The sequence below is a fragment of the Kitasatospora sp. NPDC032757 genome (genome assembly GCF_055579305.1).
Map to the genome: position 1 here is coordinate 100,960 of NZ_JBVINN010000005.1, position 21,734 is coordinate 122,693.

Annotated in this window: 12 protein-coding genes and 2 tRNA genes; 6 read left to right on the top strand and 8 right to left on the bottom strand. The window is 68.5% G+C overall.

Annotated elements, in window-relative coordinates; translation table 11 throughout:
- Positions 1–345: 345 nt before the first annotated feature.
- Positions 346–552 carry a developmental transcriptional regulator BldC gene (gene bldC, locus ACZ5WK_RS10185; protein ID WP_014137253.1) on the top strand — a complete coding sequence of 69 codons (207 nt, stop codon included), beginning with the start codon at positions 346–348 and terminating at the stop codon, positions 550–552.
- Positions 553–952: 400 nt separating this feature from the next.
- Here bldC and ACZ5WK_RS10190 read toward each other — a convergent pair.
- The 3 genes from ACZ5WK_RS10190 to ACZ5WK_RS10200 form a co-directional block, all read right to left on the bottom strand.
- Positions 953–1,026, bottom strand: a tRNA-Asp gene (locus ACZ5WK_RS10190).
- Positions 1,027–1,181: 155 nt separating this feature from the next.
- Complete coding sequence (gene hrpA, locus ACZ5WK_RS10195) at positions 1,182–5,168, bottom strand: ATP-dependent RNA helicase HrpA (protein ID WP_465546779.1); 3,987 nt, start codon at positions 5,166–5,168, stop codon at positions 1,182–1,184.
- A 257-nt stretch (positions 5,169–5,425) separates the two neighbouring features.
- Positions 5,426–6,415: a LysR family transcriptional regulator gene (locus ACZ5WK_RS10200; RefSeq protein WP_465546781.1), complete on the bottom strand. Its 990-nt coding sequence runs from the start codon at positions 6,413–6,415 to the stop codon at positions 5,426–5,428.
- Positions 6,416–6,643: 228 nt separating this feature from the next.
- Here ACZ5WK_RS10200 and ACZ5WK_RS10205 point away from each other — a divergent pair, with 228 nt between their 5' ends.
- Both ACZ5WK_RS10205 and ACZ5WK_RS10210 read left to right on the top strand, forming a co-directional pair.
- Positions 6,644–7,564, top strand: a complete 921-nt coding sequence (locus ACZ5WK_RS10205; protein ID WP_465546783.1) for a zinc-binding dehydrogenase — start codon at positions 6,644–6,646, stop codon at positions 7,562–7,564.
- Between the two features lie 80 nt (positions 7,565–7,644).
- The gene (locus ACZ5WK_RS10210) at positions 7,645–8,724 is read left to right on the top strand and encodes an alpha/beta hydrolase family protein (RefSeq protein ID WP_465546785.1); all 1,080 of its coding nucleotides are present in this window, start codon (positions 7,645–7,647) and stop codon (positions 8,722–8,724) included.
- Here the strand turns inward: ACZ5WK_RS10210 and ACZ5WK_RS10215 are convergent.
- Together ACZ5WK_RS10215 and ACZ5WK_RS10220 are read right to left on the bottom strand one after the other, a co-directional pair.
- Entirely contained in the window at positions 8,718–9,263 is a 546-nt protein-coding gene (locus tag ACZ5WK_RS10215) for a Uma2 family endonuclease (RefSeq protein WP_465546787.1), read from the bottom strand. The two genes, ACZ5WK_RS10210 and ACZ5WK_RS10215, sit on opposite strands and share 7 nt — an antisense overlap.
- Before the next feature lie 125 nt (positions 9,264–9,388).
- A tRNA-Phe gene (locus ACZ5WK_RS10220) sits at positions 9,389–9,478 on the bottom strand.
- A gap of 156 nt (positions 9,479–9,634) precedes the next feature.
- Between ACZ5WK_RS10220 and ACZ5WK_RS10225 the strand changes: the two genes are divergently transcribed.
- Entirely contained in the window at positions 9,635–12,058 is a 2,424-nt protein-coding gene (locus ACZ5WK_RS10225) for a helicase-associated domain-containing protein (protein ID WP_465546789.1), read from the top strand.
- 525 nt (positions 12,059–12,583) lie between these two features.
- On the opposite strand, the gene ACZ5WK_RS10230 is transcribed toward ACZ5WK_RS10225, so the two are convergent.
- Positions 12,584–13,096 (bottom strand): hypothetical protein, encoded by a 513-nt coding sequence (locus ACZ5WK_RS10230; RefSeq protein ID WP_465546791.1) that lies wholly within the window; start codon positions 13,094–13,096, stop codon positions 12,584–12,586.
- A gap of 252 nt (positions 13,097–13,348) precedes the next feature.
- Positions 13,349–18,229 carry a DEAD/DEAH box helicase gene (locus ACZ5WK_RS10235; RefSeq protein ID WP_465546793.1) on the bottom strand — a complete coding sequence of 1,627 codons (4,881 nt, stop codon included), beginning with the start codon at positions 18,227–18,229 and terminating at the stop codon, positions 13,349–13,351.
- Positions 18,230–18,565: 336 nt separating this feature from the next.
- Here ACZ5WK_RS10235 and ACZ5WK_RS10240 point away from each other — a divergent pair, with 336 nt between their 5' ends.
- Positions 18,566–20,626 (top strand): GNAT family N-acetyltransferase, encoded by a 2,061-nt coding sequence (locus ACZ5WK_RS10240; RefSeq protein WP_465546795.1) that lies wholly within the window; start codon positions 18,566–18,568, stop codon positions 20,624–20,626.
- Entirely contained in the window at positions 20,623–21,099 is a 477-nt protein-coding gene (locus ACZ5WK_RS10245) for an ASCH domain-containing protein (RefSeq protein WP_465546797.1), read from the top strand. Before ACZ5WK_RS10240 ends, ACZ5WK_RS10245 begins: the two co-directional genes overlap by 4 nt.
- Positions 21,100–21,176: 77 nt before the next feature.
- Here ACZ5WK_RS10245 and ACZ5WK_RS10250 read toward each other — a convergent pair whose 3' ends face one another.
- A complete protein-coding gene (locus ACZ5WK_RS10250; RefSeq protein ID WP_465546964.1) occupies positions 21,177–21,668 on the bottom strand; it encodes an NUDIX domain-containing protein in 492 nt (163 codons plus the stop codon).
- Between the last annotated feature and the right edge of the window lie 66 nt (positions 21,669–21,734).

The following is a 21,734-nucleotide window of genomic DNA, read 5'->3' on the forward strand; positions in this document are numbered from 1 at the left end:
CCAGCCCAACTTCACGTGAGCGTGCCCACTTTTGGGTGGTTCTGGAACCGATGCGTGCCTTGCGGGGATACGGAGGGTCTGGTCCCCTCGTAACCGGATGTCACTATAAGGTGACTGCCCGTTATGGGGTGGTCCATCGCCATCCGTCGGCCTTGAGCCCGTGAGGGGTCAATTTTGGCGGTTTGGTCGATAGGGCTGGACGGATGGTGTAGTTGTAGACACCAGGACAAGCCGTTCGTCCTATAACCGACTCGGCCCGTCTATGCCATTTCGGGCATCGCGGGCCAAGGTGCAGAATTTGAAGGATAGAACCGCCCTGGTTCGGTTCTCCCGAGGAGGCCGCTCATGACCGCTCGTACCCCTGATGCTGAACCCCTGCTGACGCCGGCAGAGGTCGCCACCATGTTCCGCGTGGACCCCAAGACGGTTACCCGTTGGGCCAAGGCGGGCAAGCTCACGTCCATTCGCACCCTCGGCGGTCACCGCCGTTACCGCGAGGCGGAGGTGCGCGCTCTGCTGGCCGGTATTCCCGCTCAGCGCACCGAGGCCTGATAGGCCGAAGGCTCTTTCAAAGGGGCCGCTTACCGGACTCCGCCGGGTCCGGTAAGCGGCCCCTTTGTCGTGCCCGGAGTCCGCGTCCCGTGTGTGCGCCGGGAGTGCGTGCCGGGGTGGCGCCGCCCGTTCCCGTCCGGCCGTCCGGAATGTTGAACTCCGGATAACGATTCGATGCTTCTGGGGTGGGGGGGATTTACAGTTAATAGCAGTACAATTTTACATATTAAATTAGTGACCCCTTGGAGAGGGGTCCGCTCGGCCGGTCTCGGGAAAAGATAAGTGACGACGGTCACACGGCCTGTCACTTGTGGTCTAGACCTAGTCCGGGGTAGTGCACGGCCCCCGGCCAAAACGCGAAAGGCCCGGAACCAAACGGTTCCGGGCCTCTCGGCTACGGCGATCCCGACGGGACTTGAACCCGCGACCTCCACCTTGACAGGGTGGCGAGCTAACCAACTGCTCCACGGGACCAGAGTTTTCTGATCCGTTCGCTTTGCTTGCTGCGCTGCGAACAAGACAGATCGTAGCCCATGGTGGGCCCCCAGGTCGAACTGGCTCCTGAGGGCCCCCGCCCAGCTCAGGGACCGGCTCGGGGACCGGCACGGCCGCCGGTCCCCGAGGGTGGCTCAGAGCGTGGCCCTGGCGGCCTCCATCGCCTTGGTGATCCGCTTCTCCGAGACCGGCGTCGGCGTACCGAGCGACTGCGCGAAGAAACTGACCCGCAGCTCCTCGATCATCCAGCGGATCGCCTTCACCTCCGGGGACGGCTCCTGCCCGGCCGGCACGGCCGCCAGGAGCTCCCCGTACTCCTGCTGCACCTGCTGGACCTTCAGCAGCTGCTGGGCGTCCCGCTGCGGGTGGTTGGGCAGCGCCTCCAGCCGGCGGTCCACCGCCAGCAGGTAGCGCTTGAGGTCCGTCAGCCGCTGCCAGCCGGTCTCGGTGACGAAGCCGGAGTGCACCAGCGAGGCCAGGTGCAGCCGGATGTCGTTCACCGCCGTCAGCAGCACCGGGCTGCTCACCGACTTCAGCCGGGTCGACGCCTTGTGGAAGGCGATCAGCGCGGTCGCCGTCTTCAGCGTGGTGTCCGCCGAGAGGTCGTAGAGGTCGGCCCGCACCTTGTCGTGCAGCTTGCCGAAGGCCGCCTCGTCCCAGGCCGGGCCGCCGGCCAGGGTCATCAGCCGGTCGGTGGCGCAGGCCACCACGTCCTCGAACATCGCCGGGATCGAGCCGTGCGGGTTGTACGACAGGGCGAGCTTGGCCTGGTTGCCCAGCCGGCCCTGGATCGACTTGGCGGGCGAGGTGGTGGTCAGCATCAGCAGCCGCCGGGTGCCCTCCCACATCGCCCTGCTCTGGGCCTCGGGGGTGTCGAACAGCTTGATGCCGACCGCGTCCCGCTCGTCCACCAGCGCCGGGTAGGCGCGCAGCGAGTGACCGCGCGAGCGCTGCTCGAAGGTGCGCTGGAGGACGGGGAGCGAGGCGGGCCAGGCGGTCAGCCCGGACTGCTCGATGCCCTGGCCGGAGGCGGCCGAGGAGAGCGTCTCCTTCAGCTTGGGCTTCAGCCGCAGCCGCAGCTCCTCCAGGTCCTTGGACTCGGCGAGGTTCTTGCGGCCGTCCACCACCCGGAAGGTCACCTTGAGGTGGTCCGGCACCCGCTCGTCGTCCCAGGCCTCCGGCGGGACGGTAACCGCCGTCAGCCGCTTGAGGATGTGCTCCAGGGTCGGCAGCAGCGGCTCCTGGCGGTCCTTCACCTGGCGCAGCGCCGCCTTGGCGAAGTCCGGTGCCGGCACGAAGTTGCGCCGCACCGCCTTGGGGAGGGACTTGATCCAGGCGGTGACCAGTTCCTCGCGCAGGCCCGGGATCTGCCAGTCGAAGCCCTCCGCGGTGACCTGGTTGAGCACCGGCAGCGGGATGTGGACGGTCACGCCGTCCGCGTCACTGCCCGGCTCGAACTGGTAGGTCAGCTTGAAGCGGTGCTTGCCCTGCTGCCAGTGGTCCGGGTAGTCCGCCTCGGTGACGCCGTCGGCGGCGTCGTTGATCAGCATCGACTTCTCGAAGTTGAGCAGGTCCGGCTGGTCGTGCCGGGCCTTCTTCCACCAGGAGTCGAAGTGCCGGGTGGAGACGATGTCGTCCGGCAGCCGGCCGTCGTAGAACTCGAACAGGGTCTGGTCGTCCACCAGGATGTCCCGGCGGCGGGCCCGGTTCTCCAGCTCCTCGACCTCGCTGAGCAGCTTGCGGTTCTCGCCGAAGAACTTGTGATGGGTCTCCCAGTCGCCCTCGACCAGCGCGTTGCGGATGAACAGCTCGCGGCAGAGCTCCGGGTCGATCCGGCCGTAGTTGACCTTGCGCTGGGCGACGACCGGCATCCCGTAGAGGGTCACCTTCTCGTACGCCAGCACCGCGCCGGCCTTCTTCTCCCAGTGCGGCTCGCTGTAGCTGCGCTTGATCAGGTGGCCGGCCAGCGGCTCCACCCACTCGGGCTCGATCTTGGCGTTGATCCGGGCCCAGAGCCGGGACGTCTCGACCAGCTCGGCCGACATCACCCAGCGCGGTGGCTTCTTGAACAGGCCGGACCCGGGGAAGACCGCGAACCGCGCGCCGCGCGCGCCGCCGTACTCGCGCTTCTCCACGTCGAACAGGCCGATGTGGGAGAGCAGGCCGGCCAGCAGCGACTGGTGGATCCGGTCGGCGTCGGGCTCGGCGTCCGGATGGGGCTCCTCGATCGTGACGCCGAGCTGCTTGGCGACCGTCCGCAGCTGGGAGTAGATGTCCTGCCACTCCCGTATCCGCAGGTAGTTGAGGAACTCGGCCTTGCACATCCGGCGGAAGGCCGAGGAGGAGAGCTCCTTCTGCTGCTCCCGCACGTAGCGCCACATGGCCAGGTAGGAGAGGAAGTCGGAGGTCTCGGACTGGAAGCGGCGGTGCCGGTCGTCGGCGGCCTGGCGCTTCTCGGTGGGGCGCTCGCGCGGGTCCTGGATGGAGAGCGCGGCGGCGATCACCATGACGTCGCGGACGCAGCCGTTCTTGTCGGCCTCCAGCACCATGCGGGCCATCCGCGGGTCCACCGGGAGCTGGGCCAGCTGCCGGCCGAGCGGGGTGAGGCGCTTGCGGACGTCCTTCTCGTCCGGGTCGAGGGCGCCGAGCTCGTGCAGGAGGCTGACGCCGTCCTTGATGTTGCGGGAGTCCGGCGGGTCCAGGAACGGGAAGGCGGCGATGTCGCCGAGGCCGGCGGCCGTCATCTGGAGGATGACCGAGGCCAGGTTGGTGCGCAGGATCTCGGCGTCGGTGAACTCGGGGCGGGAGAGGAAGTCCTCCTCCGAGTACAGCCGGATGCAGATGCCGTCCGAGGTGCGGCCGCAGCGGCCCTTGCGCTGGTTGGCGCTGGCCTGGCTGATGGCCTCGATCGGGAGCCGCTGGACCTTGGTGCGGTGGCTGTAGCGGGAGATGCGGGCGGTGCCCGGGTCGATCACGTACTTGATGCCCGGGACGGTGAGGCTGGTCTCGGCGACGTTGGTCGCCAGCACGATCCGGCGGGAGCTGGAGCGCTGGAAGACCTTGTGCTGCTCGGCCGAGCTCAGCCGGGCGTAGAGCGGGAGGACCTCGGTGAACTTCAGTTTCAGTTTGTTGAGCGCGTCGGCGGTGTCACGGATCTCGCGCTCGCCGGAGAGGAAGACCAGGATGTCGCCCGGGCCCTCGGCCTGGAGCTCCTCGGCGGCCTCGCAGATCGCCTGGATCTGGTCGCGGTCGCGGTCGGCGTCGGTGGAGTCGTCCTCGATGTCGGCGTCGTCGACGATCGGGCGGTAGCGGACCTCGACCGGATAGGTACGGCCGGAGACCTCGATGATCGGGGCGTCGTCGAAGTGGCGGGCGAACCGCTCGGGGTCGATGGTCGCCGAGGTGATGACGACCTTGAGGTCCGGGCGGCGGGGCAGCAGCTGCTTGACGTAGCCGAGGATGAAGTCGATGTTGAGGCTGCGCTCGTGCGCCTCGTCGATGATCAGGGTGTCGTACTGGCGCAGCTCGCGGTCGGTCTGGATCTCCGCGAGCAGGATGCCGTCCGTCATCAGCTTGACCAGGGTGTCCGGGCCGACCTGGTCGGTGAACCGGACCTTCCAGCCGACCGCCTCGCCGAGCGGGGTGTTCATCTCCTCGGCGACGCGCTCGGCCACCGTGCGGGCGGCGATCCGGCGGGGCTGGGTGTGGCCGACCAGACCGCGGACACCGCGGCCCAGCTCCAGGCAGATCTTCGGGATCTGGGTGGTCTTGCCGGAGCCGGTCTCGCCCGCCACGATCACCACCTGGTGGTCGCGGATCGCGGCGAGGATGTCGTCCTTCTTCTGGCTGACCGGCAGCTCGGCGGGGTACGTGATCTTCGGAACGGCGGCCCGGCGCTGCTCGACCAGCAGCTCGGCGCGGTCGATGTCGCCGGCGATCTCGGCGGCGATCTTCTGGCGCGCGTCGGGCTTGCGGACCCGGCGGGCGCCCTCCAGCCGGCGTCCGATCCGCACCTCGTCGCGCAGGGTCAGCTCGGGGAGACGGGCGGCCAGCTCGCCGATGCTGGGCCCCTGGGCGGGGGCGTCGGCGGACTGGACTGCGGGAGAACTCACGGCGGGCATCCCTCTAGGTTCGCAAGGAGATGCGGCGGCGCGCACCTCGGTTTTCGAGCCCCTCCAGTGTCACAGCCGCCGCGGGGGATGTGCGAACCCCGTCCGGGGGGGCGCGCGGGGGCCGGTGGGGCGGGCGCGCGGGGGCCGGTGGGGTGGGGGACGGGCGCGCGGGGCCGGTGGGGCACGGTGGCCGTCGGGGGCTCGCCCGTCAGCCGCCCCTCGGGTCGCCGTGCCGGCCTCCCGTGCCACTCCCGGTGGCCCTCCGCCTACGCGTCCAGGGCTTCCTGGTCGGGGCCGGGCAGCCAGTCGCGGGCCGGGTCGTACTCCAGCCAGCGGCTGCGCCGCGCCTCCTCGCCGAACGCCCTCAGCAGCGGCTCCAGTTGGGGGTGCTGCTGCCCGCCGCCGCCGGTGCCGTCGCCGTCGCGCCAGACCAGTGACCAGGCGTACAGCGGGGTGGGGCCGGCGAGCGGGACGGTCCGTACACCGGGGCGGCCGGGCGCGGAGGGCAGGTCCGGGAGCGGGCAGTCGGCGGGGAGGAGGGAGAAGCAGGTCGGGTCGGTGCGGACCCGCTCCACGAAGTTCTCCAGGCCGAGATTGGTGGAACCGGTCCGCCCGGCGATGCCGAACTGGTCGGCGAACCGGGTCAGGAAGTCCAGCCGGTCCACCGCGGCCGGGTAGCGCAGCACGCTGTCCCGCAGGTCGGCCGGGCACAGCACGTCACGGCCGGCCAGCGGGTGATCGGTGCTCAGCAGCGCGTCCACCGGCTCCAGCCGCACCAGACGGTGCGCCAGCCCCGCGTCCCGGCCGTCCGGCAGCGGGTGCACCCGGCCGAACCCCGCGTCCGACTCGCCCCGCAGCAGGGCCGCCGCCACCGACGGCAGGTCCCGCGCCGGCACCGGCTCCACCTCCAGCCCCGACACCTCCTCGACGGCCTGCGCGACCGTCCGCATCGGCGCGTACAGGTGCCCCCAGACGTCGATGCGCAACGGGCGCCGCGTGCAGGCCACCGCTGCCACCGCGTGGTCCCCGTGGACGAGCAGCCGTCGGGCCGGCTCCAGGAACCGCCGGCCCGCCCCGGTCAGGGCGACACCGCGGGCATCCCGGTCCAGCAGCCGGGCGCCGAGAACCGCCTCCAGCCGGGCCACCCGCTTCGACAACGCCTGCTGGCTGATCGCCAACCGCGCGGCGGCACGCCCGAAATGCAGCTCCTCGGCCGCCACGGCGAAGGCCCGGACCTGGGCGAGATCGAGATCCATGGCTGCCCAGCGTACGGGGCCGGGTTGCGCGCACCACCGGCCTCCCCGGCCATTGCGGACTCTGCGGCCCGGCGGCCGGTGTCACCCGCACGTGCCGGGCCCGGGGCGACAACGGCCGGTTGTCGTCGCACCCCGGCGGTTGTTGGACCGGGTCCGGGCGCCCGCGGTCTGCTGGGGGCACCGCCTCGGCCGGACCGGCCGGCGAGGCGGCCGAGGGAGGGCGGGGCCATGAAGGCGCTGACAGCGACCGGGCGGGCGGATGAGGTGGTCGGGTTCGCGGAGGTGGAGCAGCCGCGGCCCGGGCCGGGCGAAGCGCTGGTGAAGGTGGAGGCGTTCTCGGTGAACCGCGGTGAGACCTTCCAGCTGGAGGCACCCCGGCCGGGCTGGCGCCCGGGCAAGGACATCGCCGGCCTGGTCGTGCAGGCCGCCGCCGACGGCTCCGGCCCGGCCGCCTGCCGCCGGGTGGTCGGTCACCCGCCCGCCGGCGGCTGGGCCGAGTACGTCTGCGTGCCCACCGGCTCGCTCGCCGAGCTCCCGGACGCGCTGGACAGCGTCCGCGCGGCCGCCCTCCCGCTGGCCGGGCTGACCGCGCTGCGCCTGTTGCGCACCGTCGGCGCGCTGGCCGGCCGCCGGGTGCTGCTGACCGGCGCCTCCGGGGGCGTCGGCCACTACGTCACCGAGCTGGCCACCGCCGCCGGGGCCGAGCTGACCGTGGTCACGGCCTCGCCCGAGCGCGGCCGCCGGCTGGCCGAGCTGGGCGCGGCGGAGGTCGTCCACGAGGTCGGCGCGGCGCGCGGCCCGTACGACGTGGTGCTGGAGTCGACGGGCGGCCCGAACCTGCCCCTGGCTCTCGCCCGGCTGGCCCGGCGCGGCACGCTGATCTGGTTCGGCCAGGCCTCCCGGACGCCCGCGACGCTCGACTTCTTCGGCTTCTTCGCCGGCCCGGAATCCGCCACCCTGCGGCACTTCCACTACGCCGACTCCGACGTGCCAGACGGGGACGACCTCGCCACCCTGGTCCGCCTGGTCGGGGAGGGGCGGCTGACCCCGGAGATCGGCCGGGTCGCGCCCTGGACGGAGACCGCAGCCGTCCTGACCGACCTGCGGGAGCGCCGGATCCGCGGCAAGGCCGTCCTCACCCTGTCCTGACCGCCCTGACTGCCCTGACTGCCCTGGCCGCCCTGACCGCCCTGACTTTTCTGACCGCCGACCGAAGCGAGGTTCACCCCATGACCGACCTGACCGACGCCCCGGGCCTCTCCTTCCTCGACCACCCGGACCTGTTGCCGGCGTTCGTCGAGGAGAACCGCCCGCGCGCCACCGGCGCCGGCCTCGACCCGCACGAGTACACCCGCGTCACCTCCGCGCTGCCGTCCCTCCCCGCGTGGCCCGAGGCCTGCCGGGCCGCCGGCCGGCGGCACTTCGACGCCGCGGGCCGCGCCGCCGCGCAGGGCCGCCACCACACGGCCGGCGAGGCCTACCGGACGGCCGCCCGCTGGTTCCACTTCGCCGGGCTGCTCCCGCACCCCGACCGGGCGGCCGCCGCCCGCGCCGCCACGGAGGCGGACGAGGCGATGCGCCGCGCGCTGGCCCACCTCGACCCGGCGGCCGAGCGGATCGAGGGCGCGTCGTTCGCCGGCTGGCTCCGCCGCCCGGCCGGGGGCGGGCGCGCGCCGGTCGTGGTCGTCGTGCCGGGGATGGACTCCGCGAAGGAGGAGTTCCACGCCGTCGCCGAGGCGCTGCTCGCCCGGGGCACGGCCGTGTTCGCCATGGACGGCCCGGGCCAGGGCGTCCTCGCTGCGACCAGCGCCCCCGACCCGGACTACCACCGTGTGGTCGGCCGGGTGATCGACGCCCTGGCGGCCCGGGACGGCATCGACGCCGACCGCGTCGGGGTGATCGGCCTCAGCCTCGGCGGCTACTACGCCGCGACCACCGCCGCCCACGAGCCCCGGGTCCGCGCCACCGCCGTGGTCAGCGGCCCCTACCGGCTGGACTGGGCCGCCCTGGTCCCGTTCGTCACCGCGACACTGGCCCAGCGCTGCGGCAGCCCGGAGGCCGCCCGCGCCTTCGCCCGCCGGATCGACCTGACCGGCCTGGCCCCGGCCGTCACCGGCCCGCTCCTGGTCGTCGAGGGCGGCGAGGACCGGATCCCCGGCGTCACCAACGCCGAACCCCTGGCCCACCACGCCCCCGGGGCCGACCTCCTCCTCGTCCCGCACGGCAACCACCTTCTCGGCAACGCCCTCGCCGACTGGCTCCCGGCCACCGCCGACTGGCTCACGGCCCACCTGGCCGCCGGTCAGTAGGGCAGCAGCGCGCTCGTGACGAGTTCGAAGTCGAACGGCCGGGGGATGAGCAGCGTCTCGCCGAAGTCGACGTCCTCGCGGCGGTGGTACTTCGTGCCGTCCGGCCGGCTGAACAGGGTGACGGTCTTCTGCCGGGCGTCGACCAGCAGGTAGAGCGGAATCCCCATGAGCGGGTAGTCCCGTACCTTCCCCACCCAGTCGTTCTCCGGGTTGGAGGGGGAGACCAGCTCGACGGCGATGGCGGCGAGCTCCGCAGGGACCTGGTTGTCGGTCGTCCCCAGCGCCTCGTCCGGGAGGTAGGTCAGGTCGGGATTGCGGCTCTTGCCGGTGTTCGGCGAGACCAGGTCGGTGTTCTCGCTCGGCAGCAGCTCGGACGGGGCGTGCGCGTCGAACTGCCGGCGCACCACCAGCAGGTTTCGCTGGTGGATGCCCGAGGGGCTGACCATCATGACGATGGTGTCGCCCGAGATCTCGACCTTGAACCCGTCAGGCAGGCTTCTGCGGGCTTCCTCCAGCAGTGCAAAATGCTCCGGGTTCATCTCCGTTGCCTTCCCGGGCGAGCCGACCAGGCTCTCAGCGTAGTCGGCGGCAGTTCCACGGGAAGGTGCGAAATGCAGAAGGCCCCGGAGAGTGAACGCGGTTTCTAGGGGCCTTCTTCGCACGGTGGCCAGGGCCGGGGTCGAACCGGCGATCTTCCGCTTTTCAGGCGGAGCTCTGCGCGGTTGACGCCAGTCACTTCGCGAGGACCACCGCCCGCTGGGGGGCACCTCCCGGCCGAAGGCTGGGGGAGAGTGCGTCTCCGGATGCCCTCGTCCACTTCGGTTTGCGTCGGCGTCAAGCGGCGGCGGAAGGGGCCCTGGCTTCAAACCTCTGGTCCCGTCCCCGCCGGCGATTCTCTACGCTTGGTGCGGTGAAAGCAGCACGAAGCCTCGCGATTTGGCTGGCCGACCGTACTCCTTCGCAGCTGACCGAACTGCTGGAGCAGCGCGAACTTCCCTATGCGGCCAGGGTGGCGAGCCTGACCGACCTGGCCGGCCACCTGCTGACGGACGCCTCGACGGCCCTGGGGCTGAGCGAGATCAGCCTCGGGGACCTTCAACTGCTGATCGCTGTGGCGACCTTGGCCGAACGGTTGCATGGTCCGCTACTGGCCGTCCCGCCTGCCCATCACCTGTTCATGGGCTACGGCGGCCGTTCACCGCGGCTCGACGCGCCTGCGGTCGACCCCGCTGACCGGTCCGTGACCCGTGACCAGCTCTTCCGGTTCCTGCAACTTGACGGGGCGGGCCGGTCCGCGGCCGAGGCCGCGCTGTCCCGGCTGGCCGAGCGGGCCCTGGTACTGCCCTCGTCAGGAAGCAGGGTCACCGTTCCGATCCTGATCCACCGCCAGGCAGGAGAAGGCGGCGGTTACGGCCGGCCCGCCGAACAACTGCTTACCGAGGCCTTCAACGCTCCGGAGATTCACCGTGTCGCGCAGGGGCTGGGGTTCGCGAAGGCGCGGACTCGGGACGAGGCGCAGCGGCAGATCGTGGCCGTGCTCGGGGACGCGAAGCGCGTGCGCGCCATGGCCGCCGAGGCGCCGCCCGCGGCCTTGGACCTGCTGGACAAACTGGTTCCGGGCCCGCCACTGCTGCGCACGCACTGCTTCGTCTCCCGGTACGGCGGCTTCTACCCGGGCTCCGGAGGCAAGTTCACCTTCCGGGAAGGCGGCTCGGGAGATCCCGGCACGGACTGGCTGGCCGCCCGCGGCCTGGTCATTCCGGTGGATGAGGACCTCGTGGAACTGCCGCACGAGGTGACCGACGCGTTGCGCGATCACGACCGCGCGCCGAGCTACCAGTCTGCCCCGCCCCCGGTCGAGGGCACGGTGGAGATCCCAGGTGGTGCGGTCGAGGGCCAGGCGCAGGCGGCGTTGGCCGAGGCGGCCTCCCGGGTCGAGCTGATGCTCCGTCAGGTGTCCGTGCAGCCGCTCGCTGTGCGCAAGGCGGGCGGAATCGCAGTCCGGGACACCCGCCGGCTGGCGAAGGCGGTCGGCATGCCGGAGGAACAAGCCCGGCTGTGGCTCGACCTGGCGAACAACGCGGACCTGATCGCCCCTTGCGCCGAGGAGCCGGAGGCCCCGGCGAGAGGGCGGGGCCGCGCGCGCCGGCCGGAATCCCAGCCACCTGCCCGGATGCTGCCCACCGAGCGGTACGACGCGTGGCAGGCGGCTCCACCCGCTCAGCGGCTGCTGCCGCTCGTCGCCACCTGGGCGGTGGTGCCCGAGGTGTTCAGCTATTGGCCGGACGAGAATGACACCCCAGTCGCGCTGATCACGCCGGAGGACGGCGAGGCAGTCGATCTGCGCCGTGCCGTGCTGGAGGCTCTGGCCACCCTTCCGGCCGGGCACGGAGTCGCCACCGGCAAGTCCGCCGGCGCGCGGGCGACCGCTCTCGCCGGTCTCATCGCCACGGCGGTCTGGTTCCGTCCGACCGCCCTCGCCCAAGGTTCGTGGGAGGCTGAGCGGGTCGAGGCGACCCTGGCGGAGGCGGAGCTGCTCGGGGTCGTCGCCCACGGAGCGCTGACGCCGCTCGGGCACACCGTGCTCGGGCTCCTGAGGGCGGGTGCACACCGCCACTTTCCCGCCGTTCCGGGCGCCGGGCCGGCGCTGCGCGACCGTCCTACTCTGGACGACGCGGTCCGGCAGTTGTCCACGGCCCTGGACGCGCTGCTGCCCGCGCCGCAGACCACCGCCCGGTTCCAGGCGGACCTTACGGCCGTGGTCGCCGGAGCTGCCGCATCGGAGCTGACCGACCTGCTGGCCGCCTGCGCGGACCGGGAGTCGGAGGGCCATGCCGTGGTGTGGCGGATCACCCCTGCGGCGGTCCGCCGGGCGCTGGACTCCGGATGGGACGCCACCGACCTGCTGGCTCGGCTGGCCGACGTCTCCGAGGGCGGGCGGCCGCTTCCACAGCCCCTGGAGTACCTGATCAAGGACACCGCGCGGACCCACGGCCGGATGCGAGTGGTGCGTTCCGCCTGCTGCATCCGCTCCGACGACGAGGCACTGGTGTCGGAGCTCGCCGCGGCCCGTGCGCTGTCCAGGCTCGGGTTGCGACGGATCGCGCCGACCGTGCTGATCAGCACGGCCGAGCCCGAAGCAACCCTTGCCGCGCTTCGGGCTGCCGGCTACGCCCCCGTGCTGGAGGCGGAGACCGGGACGACGGTCATCGAGAAGGCCCGCCAGGAGCGCGGTCCCAATCGCATGCCGTCGCTGTCCGGAGCGCGACCGCGCCGCGGCCAGGGACCGAGCACTGCCCAGGCGCTGGCGGGCGCGTTGCTGGCCGACCGGTGACCAGGGGGATCGCCCCAAGCGGTCGGGCAAAGTGCCGTCCAACACGCAGGGGCAGAACTCGTCCCCTGTGACGTCCAACCGGCCGCGGAGGATGTGCGCCCGCCTGCTCGCGCCGTGCATCGTCCGGTCCGCCGGGTGGGACACCCGGGTATGGAGGATTCGCCCGGCGAAGAGGCCGAGCTCGTACGTCACATGGTGAGTACCCGTTCGGCCACGAGCGTCGCGTACGCGTTCCCGGCTTTCGACTCCAACGACATAAAAATGCCCCCGAAGCGAGCTGCTTCGAGGGCATCATGCCTGGTCAGGCTATGTGGCCAGGGCCGGGGTCGAACCGGCGACCTTCCGCTTTTCAGGCCAAGCCGGGGCGGTGAGATGCCTAAGTTTGGGTGATTCTGCCGTCCGTGGAAGGCTGCCATCGGACGCCATCGCTTGGGGTGGTTGGCGTCACCGTTGGCGTCAACGGACCTGGGTGATCTGGAATGCCGCGGGTGGCTGTCGACGGTGCGGCCGCCCGCAGCCACACCGTTATTTGTCCGACGCAGCTTCGACGGGTGACCAGCGGTAGTCTTCGGCAACGGACGAGTAGGGCTGCAGTAGAAGGCGTAGCTCTTGCTGTAGCAGCTTGGCGTCCTCGGGCGGTAACGTCAGCAGCGGGCGGCGCATGAGGACGCTCCACGTAGCAGGGTCAGGGAAGACCGTGAGCTGAGGGACCAGATCGCGCAGTACGAGCCCGTGACGGAATGGGGCAAGGCTCTGGATATCCAAGCTGCAGCCGTCGACGAATGACCGTTGCCTGACCTGAACGGGTTCATCCATCGTTCGCACCGGGCTCGTTACCACAGCGAAGCCGAATATACGTCCAAGGTCCCGGGTCGGGTTCCTGAAACAGCCGCGGGTTGTGTAAAGCAGAACCTGGTCGCCTTGCTCCAAGGAGCGAGCCATCTTCGCCCTGCCAGCCGGGAATGCCATGTGCTGCTTGGTCACGACCCAGCTCAGCGCCGAGCGGTCGCCGAGGATTACCAGGTGCGTCGATGCCATGTGGATCACGATAGCCTCCCGGGCTCCGTCTGCAGCCAATGCAGCACCCCTGTGCCGGATGCGCACGACGCGAGAAGCCGACGGAGGCCCTTCTGCCGTCCACGGAAGGTCTTTGCCGACTGCCCGTCGTCGGCGTCGGTTGGCGACACTGTTGGCGTCAACCGGGGTGCGACCGGCCAGCGTTCTGGCGAGGCCTGCAGCCCCGCCAGAACGCCGCCTGGAACGAGTGAGAGATCAGCGCCAGCGCTCCGGCTACTCGACGATGTCGAGTGGCGGGAGAGCGTCGACGATCTTCATCGTCTCCAGGCTGACCGTGACGATGCGCTTGAGCAGGTCGATGATGTAGCGGGGGTCACCGGACCAGTCATTGGGGTCGTTAACGATGCCTGATGCCTTGTCGGTCTTGATCTGGTAGCGGTCGATGATCCACTCGATCGCAGAGCGGGCACCGAGCTGATAGCGGTACGCCTCTTCCGGGATGTTGGTGAGGGCGACCCTGGGGTTGTAGACGATCGTTGTGCGGTCGGGCTCACCCTTGACCTTGGGGATCTTCATCTTCGCAACGCGGTACAGCTCGCTTGGAGGCGTGGCCGAGGTTGCACCAGAAACCTTCTCGATGATGCCAGCGTACGGCTCTACGAGCTCGTAGCTGAGATGCAGCTCGGACAACGCACGGCCCGCAGCGGCGAACTCGTGAAAGCCCTGCACCATGGGGATACGGGGTAGAGACTTCTTCAGATCGGCAGCGAACTGCTCTCGGTAGACCGGGGAGTGGAGCAGAGCGTAGATGTAGAAGAAGATGTCGTCCTCGGTGATGGCGAGGTCCTGATATGCCTTCCGGTAGCCGGCGAGGGCGGTCTCGGTGATGTTGTCGACCCGTTCGTACCCGCCTCCGGACTCTTCCTCAGCGGCGGCGAATAGATCATCGCCCTGACCGAGCTCGCGATAGGTATAGCGGGGGAAGAAGTGCCCGTTACTCGACCCCCAATAAGCGAGATCGGGAAGGAAGTTCATAGCATGCACTGAGAATGGCTTGTCCGACCCCACGCCCGTCACGTAGAAGCCGAAGTTCTCATGCTCCGATGTCGGGAACATCTGGCGGAGCTTTCCGGGACGGTGATTGAGATCAGCATCGAAGTAGACGGCCTGACGACTAAACGGCCGGTACACGCCGACGACTGCTCGATCTGCGGAGTAGATCACGGCCTTGCCCTGCGCAAGCTTGGAGATCAAGCTCGATGACCAGCTAATCTTCTGGTCATCCCGGTCGATGAATGATTCGGCATCTGCAGCCTTCGGCTTTGAGATGCCTGCAGCCTGGCAGTGCAGGGTAAAATCGGAGACCTGGCTGTTGTAGAAGTCGATCGTCGACTCGACATTCTCCTTGAGCTTTTGCTCAGAGGAGTTGTAGACCCACGAGTCGCGATTGGTCTGGAGTCCCGGCGAGTAGAGATTGAAGATTGCTTGCCCGCTCTTGTCCTTCTCCCCGATTGGCTGGAACTCCGTGAATTTCTCGTTGCGCTGGTTAATCCAGTCGCCCTCCGCATTCGGGACAAGTTGCTCCCACTCCACCGTATCCAGGCTCTGCGGGCTGATGATGCGCAGCTTGTCCTCGCGACTGAGGTAGTCGCCGATGTCTCGGTAGCGTAGCGTGCAGCCTGCGTCGGACGTTGACGTTGTGCTGCCCTTTACGAGGATGACGATGGCGACAGTGTTACGACTTCCGGAGTCGAAGATCTTGCCGCCTTCCTTGCGCGACAGCTCCCCTGCTGTGCGCTGGTTACCGCGCAGGTTGTAGCAGTAGATGGCGTCGAATTCCGCGATGAGTGACTTGCGCAGGCCGTCGGCCGTGTTGGCGTCGATGTAGCCGCCATTGGAGACGAAGGCTACGACACCCTCGTCCTTAATGCGGTCAGAGGCCCAGCGGAAGGCGCGGATATAGGAGTTGTAGAGCGACATCTTGTTCGTTGCCGTGGACAGAGCCGCGTAGGTCTGCTGGATACGAGTGTCGAGGGTCTCATACTTGACGTTCTGGTTATCGTCATTCTGGCTGTCTTGCCCCACCGAGTACGGTGGGTTGCCGATGACGACTGTGATCGGCTGATCCTTTTGCTTCTTTGCTCGCTCGCTGTTGCCGTCAAGCACGTCCATACCGTCGAGCTTTGCGGATCCACCTTCGGCGAGTTGAAAAGTGTCGGTCAGGACGATGCCCTCGAAGGGCTGATACTCGGTCTGCTCGCCCGCCAGCTCAGCGTAGGCCGCCTCGATGTTGACTGCGGCGATGTAATAGGCGAGAAGCACGATCTCGTTGGCGTGCAATTCACTCGTATACTTGCGCAGCAGGTCTTCGGGCTTGATGAGCCCAGACTGCAGAAGTCGTACCGGGAAAGTGCCGGTCCCCACAAACGGGTCGATAATATGGACCCCTTCGTCCGTAAGGGAGCGACCGAAGTGCTTGGTCAGCGCCTGCTCGGTGGAGCGGATGATGAAGTCGACCACCTCGACCGGGGTGTAAACAATGCCTAGGGCGTCTGCGGTCTTCGGCAGGGCGGTCTTGAAGAACTTGTCGTAGAGCTCAACGATGACCTGCTGTCGGCCGGCATGGTTGTCGATGCCCTCGGCGCGTACCCGCACTGAATCGTAGAAGCCTGCCAGGTCCTTGCTCTCCGCCTCCAGCCCCTGGTCTCCGAGCTGGCCGAGCATCTTCTGCATGGCCTGCGAGACGGGGTTGTGCTCAGTGAACGCGTAACTGCCGAACAATGCGTCGAATACGGGCTTGGTGACGATGTGCTGGGCAAGCATGTCGATCGCATCGGCCTCGGTGACACCGGGGTTTATCGTTGCCCGCAGTTCGTCGAGGAACTCCTCGAACGCCGCCCGCTTGTCGCTGAGCTTCAGCGCGGCCTTGACCCGAGTGACGTGCGCCTGCGCGATCGATGCGACGTCCTTTGCCCACTTCTCCCAGTACGTGCGCTCGCCAACCTTCTCGACAATGCGGGCGTAGATGGCTTGGCGCCAGTCTTCGACCTTGAGCAGGGCCTCCTGGATGTACTGAGCCGCCTGGGCTTCCTGCTGCTGCGCGTTCTGGGCGTCCGCTGGAGTGGTGGATCCATCTTGGTCGCCGATCTGCTCGTCGCCCGGGCCGACGTGGCCGATGCCGATGTTCTGCGGCGCCTCCTGGTTGAGCCTGATCTGGTTGACCGTCGCGTTGAACCGGTCATCGTGGGCGCGCAGAGCCTGGAGCACCTGCCACACGGTACGGAAGCGCTGGTTGTCCGCCAGAGCCTTCTCCGGGGACGTACCGGCAGGGACGGCGACCGGCAGAATGATGTAGCCGTACTTTTTGCCGTTGGCCCGACGCATGACGCGGCCAACCGACTGCACGACATCGACCACCGAGTTGCGCGGGTGCAGGAAGAGCACCGCATCGAGGTCGGGGACGTCGACTCCCTCGGAGAGACACCGCGCGTTGGACAGAATCCGGGCGTTGGCCGGCCCCGGGTCCTGCTTGAGCCAATCCAGCTTCTGGTTGCGGCGCAGCGTGTTGAAGGTGCCGTCGACGTGGTCCACCTCGCAGTGGAGCACCTCGTCGTCCGCATCGTCGTAGGCTTCGACGATCGCGTTGAAGTTCTCGGCGATGAGCTTCGAGTCGGCGATGGAGCGAGCGAACGCGACAGCACGCTTCATCGGGGCTTCATCGGTGCCGAAGCCGGTGCCGTCGGTGAAGGTACCGGTGCGCTTTGCCATGGCGTTCCAGCAGCCGATGATCTTCGCGGCATCGTCCAGGTCCAGCTCGGGGGCGCCACCCGCGAAGCCTTCCTGAAGGGTCTTGGCGACGACACCCTCGTCGACCGTGAGGATCAGGACCTTGTAGTCCGTGAGCAGGTTCTGCTCCACGGCCTTGCCGAAGCCGAGGCGGTGGAACTCTGGACCATAGAGGTCCTCGCGGTCCATGGAGACGACAGCAGCACTTGATTCCTTCGCCTGCTGCTGGGTTTCCTCGCTGTAGATGCGAGGTGTCGCTGTCATGTAGAGGCGGCGGTCGCTGCCCAGATATGTGTCGTCGTGGACGCGTACGAACGCCGACTCATCCGCGCCAGCGAGGGTGACTCCCGTCGTGCGGTGGGCTTCGTCGCAGAGGATCAGGTCGAACCTACCGAGACCGTTCTTCTGCGCTTCTGCGATCGTGTCAATCGACTGGTAGGTCGAGAACACGACGGTGAGCCCTGGACCGGTCGCCACGCTGGCCATCTGCTTGATCAGCTTGCCTGGGTCGGTCGTGGCTGGCAGCGCCAGGTCGTGGGTGGCCATGTCCACGTTGTCGTTGACGACCTGCTGCTTGCCGACCTTCGTGTCCGAGCAGACCGCGAAGGGACGCAGTGTGACCTCGCTCTCCGAGGACCACTCACGGAGGGTCTGCGACAGCAAGGCGATCGACGGAACCAGGAACAGTACCGTGCTGTGCTCGTGACCTGCTGCCGCCCGCTCGCGTTGCAGGCGCTCGGCGATCTTCAGACTGGTGAAGGTCTTCCCCGTGCCGCAGGCCATGATCAGCCTGCCGCGATCGTCGCCAGTGAAGCCGGCGAACACGGCGTCGATTGCCTCCCGCTGATGCGGTCTCGGCGACTTCTTGTCGTGCAGCTTCAGGTCCGCAACGAAGGTCGGCCCGGAAGACGGGAAGAACCAGTCGATCGGGCTCGCTGCAATATCGGACAGGCCGAGGCGAGTGACCGGAGGTTGCTGCCCCTTCATGGTTTCTTCTGCGTTGGGACCCCACTTCTCAGTCGTCGAGATGATCATCCGGCGGCTAAAGTCGCCCTTGCCGGAGGCCGAGAGGAACGAATCGATGTCCGGCTTCTGGACAGTGTGCTTGGGTTCGTAGAACTTGCACTGGATCGCACAGAAACCGCCGGTCTCCCGGTCTTGTGCGACGAGGTCGATGCCGAGGTCTTTCTTGTTCGACGCGGCTCCGGGCCAGTCCGCCCACAGCCAGACCTGGCTGAACTGCTCGTTCCACTGGGGATCGGTACGTAGGAACTTGACCATGAGCTGCTCGAAGCGACTACCGAGCTCGTGGTTGTCCTTCGAGGTCTCGCGGATCGTCTTCAGGACCTCGTGCACCGTCGTTGCCACTGCTCTCCGCTTCCTGCCGCTACCTGGAAGACGACTGTCCGGGCTATCGGCGCAGCCGTCCGTCTACTAGGAGAGGTTAGCCGGAGCGATCAACATGATCTTGGAAAACAGCCAAGGCGGTCTTACGAGGCACGGTCTGGCGCTGAGTACAGACATGAGCCACAAGGGGAAGCAGCGAGTCCAGTCCCGGCGCCCCCGCTCCGGCATAGATCCGGCAGACGCCGGAATCATGTGGGGTGGCCACGACTGGAGTCGCCCTGGAGATGTTTAGGGGTCCCCCAACGCAGACATGGCTGAGAGCGAGGCTGCTCGGTGCAGCCCAGTGGAGGGGGTCCGATGGGGATCAAGATCGTGTCGGTGTCCGCGGCGCAGGAAGAGCTGTTGGCCGCATCGATCGCGCTCGGTGACCGGTACACCAAGACGCTGGGGCTGATGACACCGCCCGCCTACACGAAGATGGCGGACGACGGCGGGCTCCTTGCGGCCATCGAGGGCGACGCGGTCGTCGGATACGCGCTGTTCGGCCTGCCGAAGCGAACGCCGCACGTCCGGCTGGCTCATCTGTGCGTGGCCCAGGAGCATCGCGGCAAGGGCATCGCCCGGCTGCTGGTCGATACCATTCGGGCCCGCCACGGTCAGCGTTTCGGCATCAAGGTGAAGTGCCGTCGCGACTACGGGCTCACCGGGATGTGGACGAAGCTCGGGTTCATTCCGCGCGGCGAGGTGAAGGGCCGCAGCAAACAGGGCCACGTGCTGGATGCCTGGTGGCTGGACTTCCGGCATCCGAGCCTCTTCGCCGAGGTGGACAGCGATGCGCAGTTGACCGTCGCGGTCGACCACGGTGTCTTCGCGGATCTTCGCGGGCAGAAGCCGTCCTCTGATGCGGCCGAGTCCCAGTCGCTCGAGGCCGGTTGGATGACCGATCTGGTCGAGCTGGTCTTCACGCCTCAGCTCTACCAGGACGTTCGGGCGATCGAGGACACCGCCGAGCGTGGTCAACAGCGTGCGGCTCTCGCTGGTCTGCGCGACATCAACCCTGATCCGGAAACCGTGGCATTGCGGGGCGGCCAGTTGCTGGACGCGGCGGCCAAGGCTGCTCCCGACCTTCCCGGACGGACGGAGCTGGAGCAGCGACTGCGGTACGTCGCCGAGGCCTCGGCCGCCGGAGTTCACGTGCTGGCCACCCGTGACCCGCTGCTGACACGGCTGGCGGACGTCGCATGGGATGTCGGCGGAGTCCGCGTAGTGGCTCCGGCGGGCGTGTCACTGCACGTCGATGAACTGCGGCAGGCCCAGGTGTACCGGCCGGCCGACCTCATGGGTACCGAGTTCCGGATCAGCGAGGTCGCACCGGATGGCGAGGCAGAGCTGGTTGCTTTCTTCGACCAGTCGAGCAGCGATACAGGCTCGGACTTCGCTGGCCGTCTCAAGGCCCTGGAACAGGAGCCGATGAGCTGGCGTCGTGAGCTCATCCGTGACGGCAGCGGGCACCCAGTCGCGTTGTACGCCTGGGTGGTCGATGGGCGAGCACTACTCGTCTCGGTTCTTCGTACCGCCACCCATCCGCTGGAGGAGACGCTCGCTCGCCAAGTGCTGTTCACACTGAAGCGGACCGCCCGCTCGTACGGCGCCCATGTCGTGCACATCACCGACCCGTTCCCGTCCGCTGCCGCCCGGGCTGCGGCCCGCGACGACGGGTTCCTCGATCACGAGCATGGGCAGGCAGCGCTCGTGGTGGATGTCTGCGGAACCGCAACGGCCGTCACCGAAGCCGCTGATGCTGCGGCACGCGAGCTGGGCACGGACGCGCTGGCCCTCCCGGCGGGGCTGCCGGCCGAGGTTGCCAGCGTCGTGGAGCGGTCGTGGTGGCCGGCGAAGGTCATGGACTCCGAGCTGCCGTCGTTTATCGTCCCGATCGACCCGGTCTGGTCGACAGAGCTGTTCAACGTGCCGGTGTCACTGCTGCCTCGACGGAACGAGCTGGGGATCAGCAGGGAGCATGCTTACTACCGCTCTCCAGGACACCGCGGCGAGAGCGTCCCGGCCCGCCTCCTCTGGTACGTCAGCCAGGGCCCTGCCAGCCAGGAAGGGCAGATGGTGATCGGCTGCTCTCGCCTCGAGCAGGTGGTCGTGGATACATCCGAGGCCCTGTTCGCTCAATTCGAACACTTGGGCGTATATGGTCTGGAGGAGATCCGCAGAGTCGCCAACCCTGCGTCAGGTACGGCCATGGCTCTGCGCTTCTCGGACACCGAGCTCTTCCCCAAACCAGTGACGTATCGACGCTTGACCTCCTTGGCAAAGGGTCTGGGGCTACCGTTGTCCGTGATGTCGCTGACGAAGATCGACAACAGGCTGTTCGAGGCCGTCTACCAGGAAGGGCACCGGCCGACGTGAACGAGGAACGCGCGCTCCTGCTCTCAGTCCACCCGCGATTTGCGACCGCGATCCTCGCGGGCAGCAAGACCGTCGAGGTGCGCCGGCAGCGAGTTGCCGTTCCCCCTGGAACCCCTGTCCTGATCTATGCCACGGCCCCGACGATGGCCTTGGTCGGCACCGCGCGCGTCGCCTCCGTCTATGTCGGCTCCCCGAGCGAGGTGTGGGCCGCCAGTCGCTCCCGCACCGGGATCACGCGCCGCGAGTACGACGAGTACATGAGCGGTGCCGCCCAGGCCAGTGGCCTCACGCTGGAGGAACCGGTCACCTTCGAGGAGCCTGTCACCCTCAGCGCTTTGAGGTCAGCCGGAACGTTCCACCCGCCGCAGAGCTACCGATATGTACGGGACGGCGCGCTCCGGCAAATGGCTGAGGCCTCCCCGGCAGCCGGGTCTGCTCTCCTCGGCATGCTGGGCGCTCCGGCGCTCGCTTAGCCAGTTCTCTCTGAGACTGAGCTAGCCAGCAGGCGAAGGCTATACATGCCCCACTCAGCCATGGCAGGGAAGACGTCCTACGGGTGAGTTCCGCCATGCTCCAGGTAGACGGTTGCGGACTGCGCTCTGGCGTCGCAGGCTGCGTGGACGCGGCGGGCGAGGCGCGGGATGAGGAGTGCGTCGAGCTGGTCGGTGGTGTGGAAGGCATAGCCGCCGATCTCCACCTGGTCAACAGTGATGCGGTCAAGCTCGTCGGCCGGGAGGACACCGCCGTCGAAGACGAAGAGGAGCTTGTCGCTCTCGGTGGGGTGGGGCGCCCAGTCGGCGACGAGTAGGCGGCCGATCGACGGGGTGATGCCGAGCTCCTCCTTGACCTCCCGGGCCGCACCCTCGCTCGGGGTCTCGCCGACGTGCAGATAGCCGCCGGGGATCTCCCAGCCGGGCTTGTAGGTCGGCTTCACGAGGAGGACGCGGTCGTCCTCGTCGAAGAAGAGCACCCCGGCGGCGGTGCGTGGCTGGGCAACGGCCTCGGGTGCGTCAAGGGTGCACGTGGGTCCGGCGCCACTCACGGATTCGGGTTCCCGCGCGTTGGGGCGCAGCCTTCGACGCGCTGCCGCAGGCTCCGGGCGGCCGGA

Excerpts from the sequence above, each read along its gene's own strand:
- bldC (WP_014137253.1), top strand. The coding sequence starts at position 346 with ATGACCGCTCGTACCCCTGATGCTGAACCCCTGCTGACGCCGGCAGAG.
- hrpA (WP_465546779.1), bottom strand. The coding sequence starts at position 5,168 with ATGCCCGCCGTGAGTTCTCCCGCAGTCCAGTCCGCCGACGCCCCCGCC.
- ACZ5WK_RS10200 (WP_465546781.1), bottom strand. The coding sequence starts at position 6,415 with ATGGATCTCGATCTCGCCCAGGTCCGGGCCTTCGCCGTGGCGGCCGAG.
- ACZ5WK_RS10205 (WP_465546783.1), top strand. The coding sequence starts at position 6,644 with ATGAAGGCGCTGACAGCGACCGGGCGGGCGGATGAGGTGGTCGGGTTC.
- ACZ5WK_RS10210 (WP_465546785.1), top strand. The coding sequence starts at position 7,645 with ATGACCGACCTGACCGACGCCCCGGGCCTCTCCTTCCTCGACCACCCG.
- ACZ5WK_RS10215 (WP_465546787.1), bottom strand. The coding sequence starts at position 9,263 with ATGAACCCGGAGCATTTTGCACTGCTGGAGGAAGCCCGCAGAAGCCTG.
- ACZ5WK_RS10230 (WP_465546791.1), bottom strand. The coding sequence starts at position 13,096 with ATGGCATCGACGCACCTGGTAATCCTCGGCGACCGCTCGGCGCTGAGC.
- ACZ5WK_RS10240 (WP_465546795.1), top strand. The coding sequence starts at position 18,566 with ATGGGGATCAAGATCGTGTCGGTGTCCGCGGCGCAGGAAGAGCTGTTG.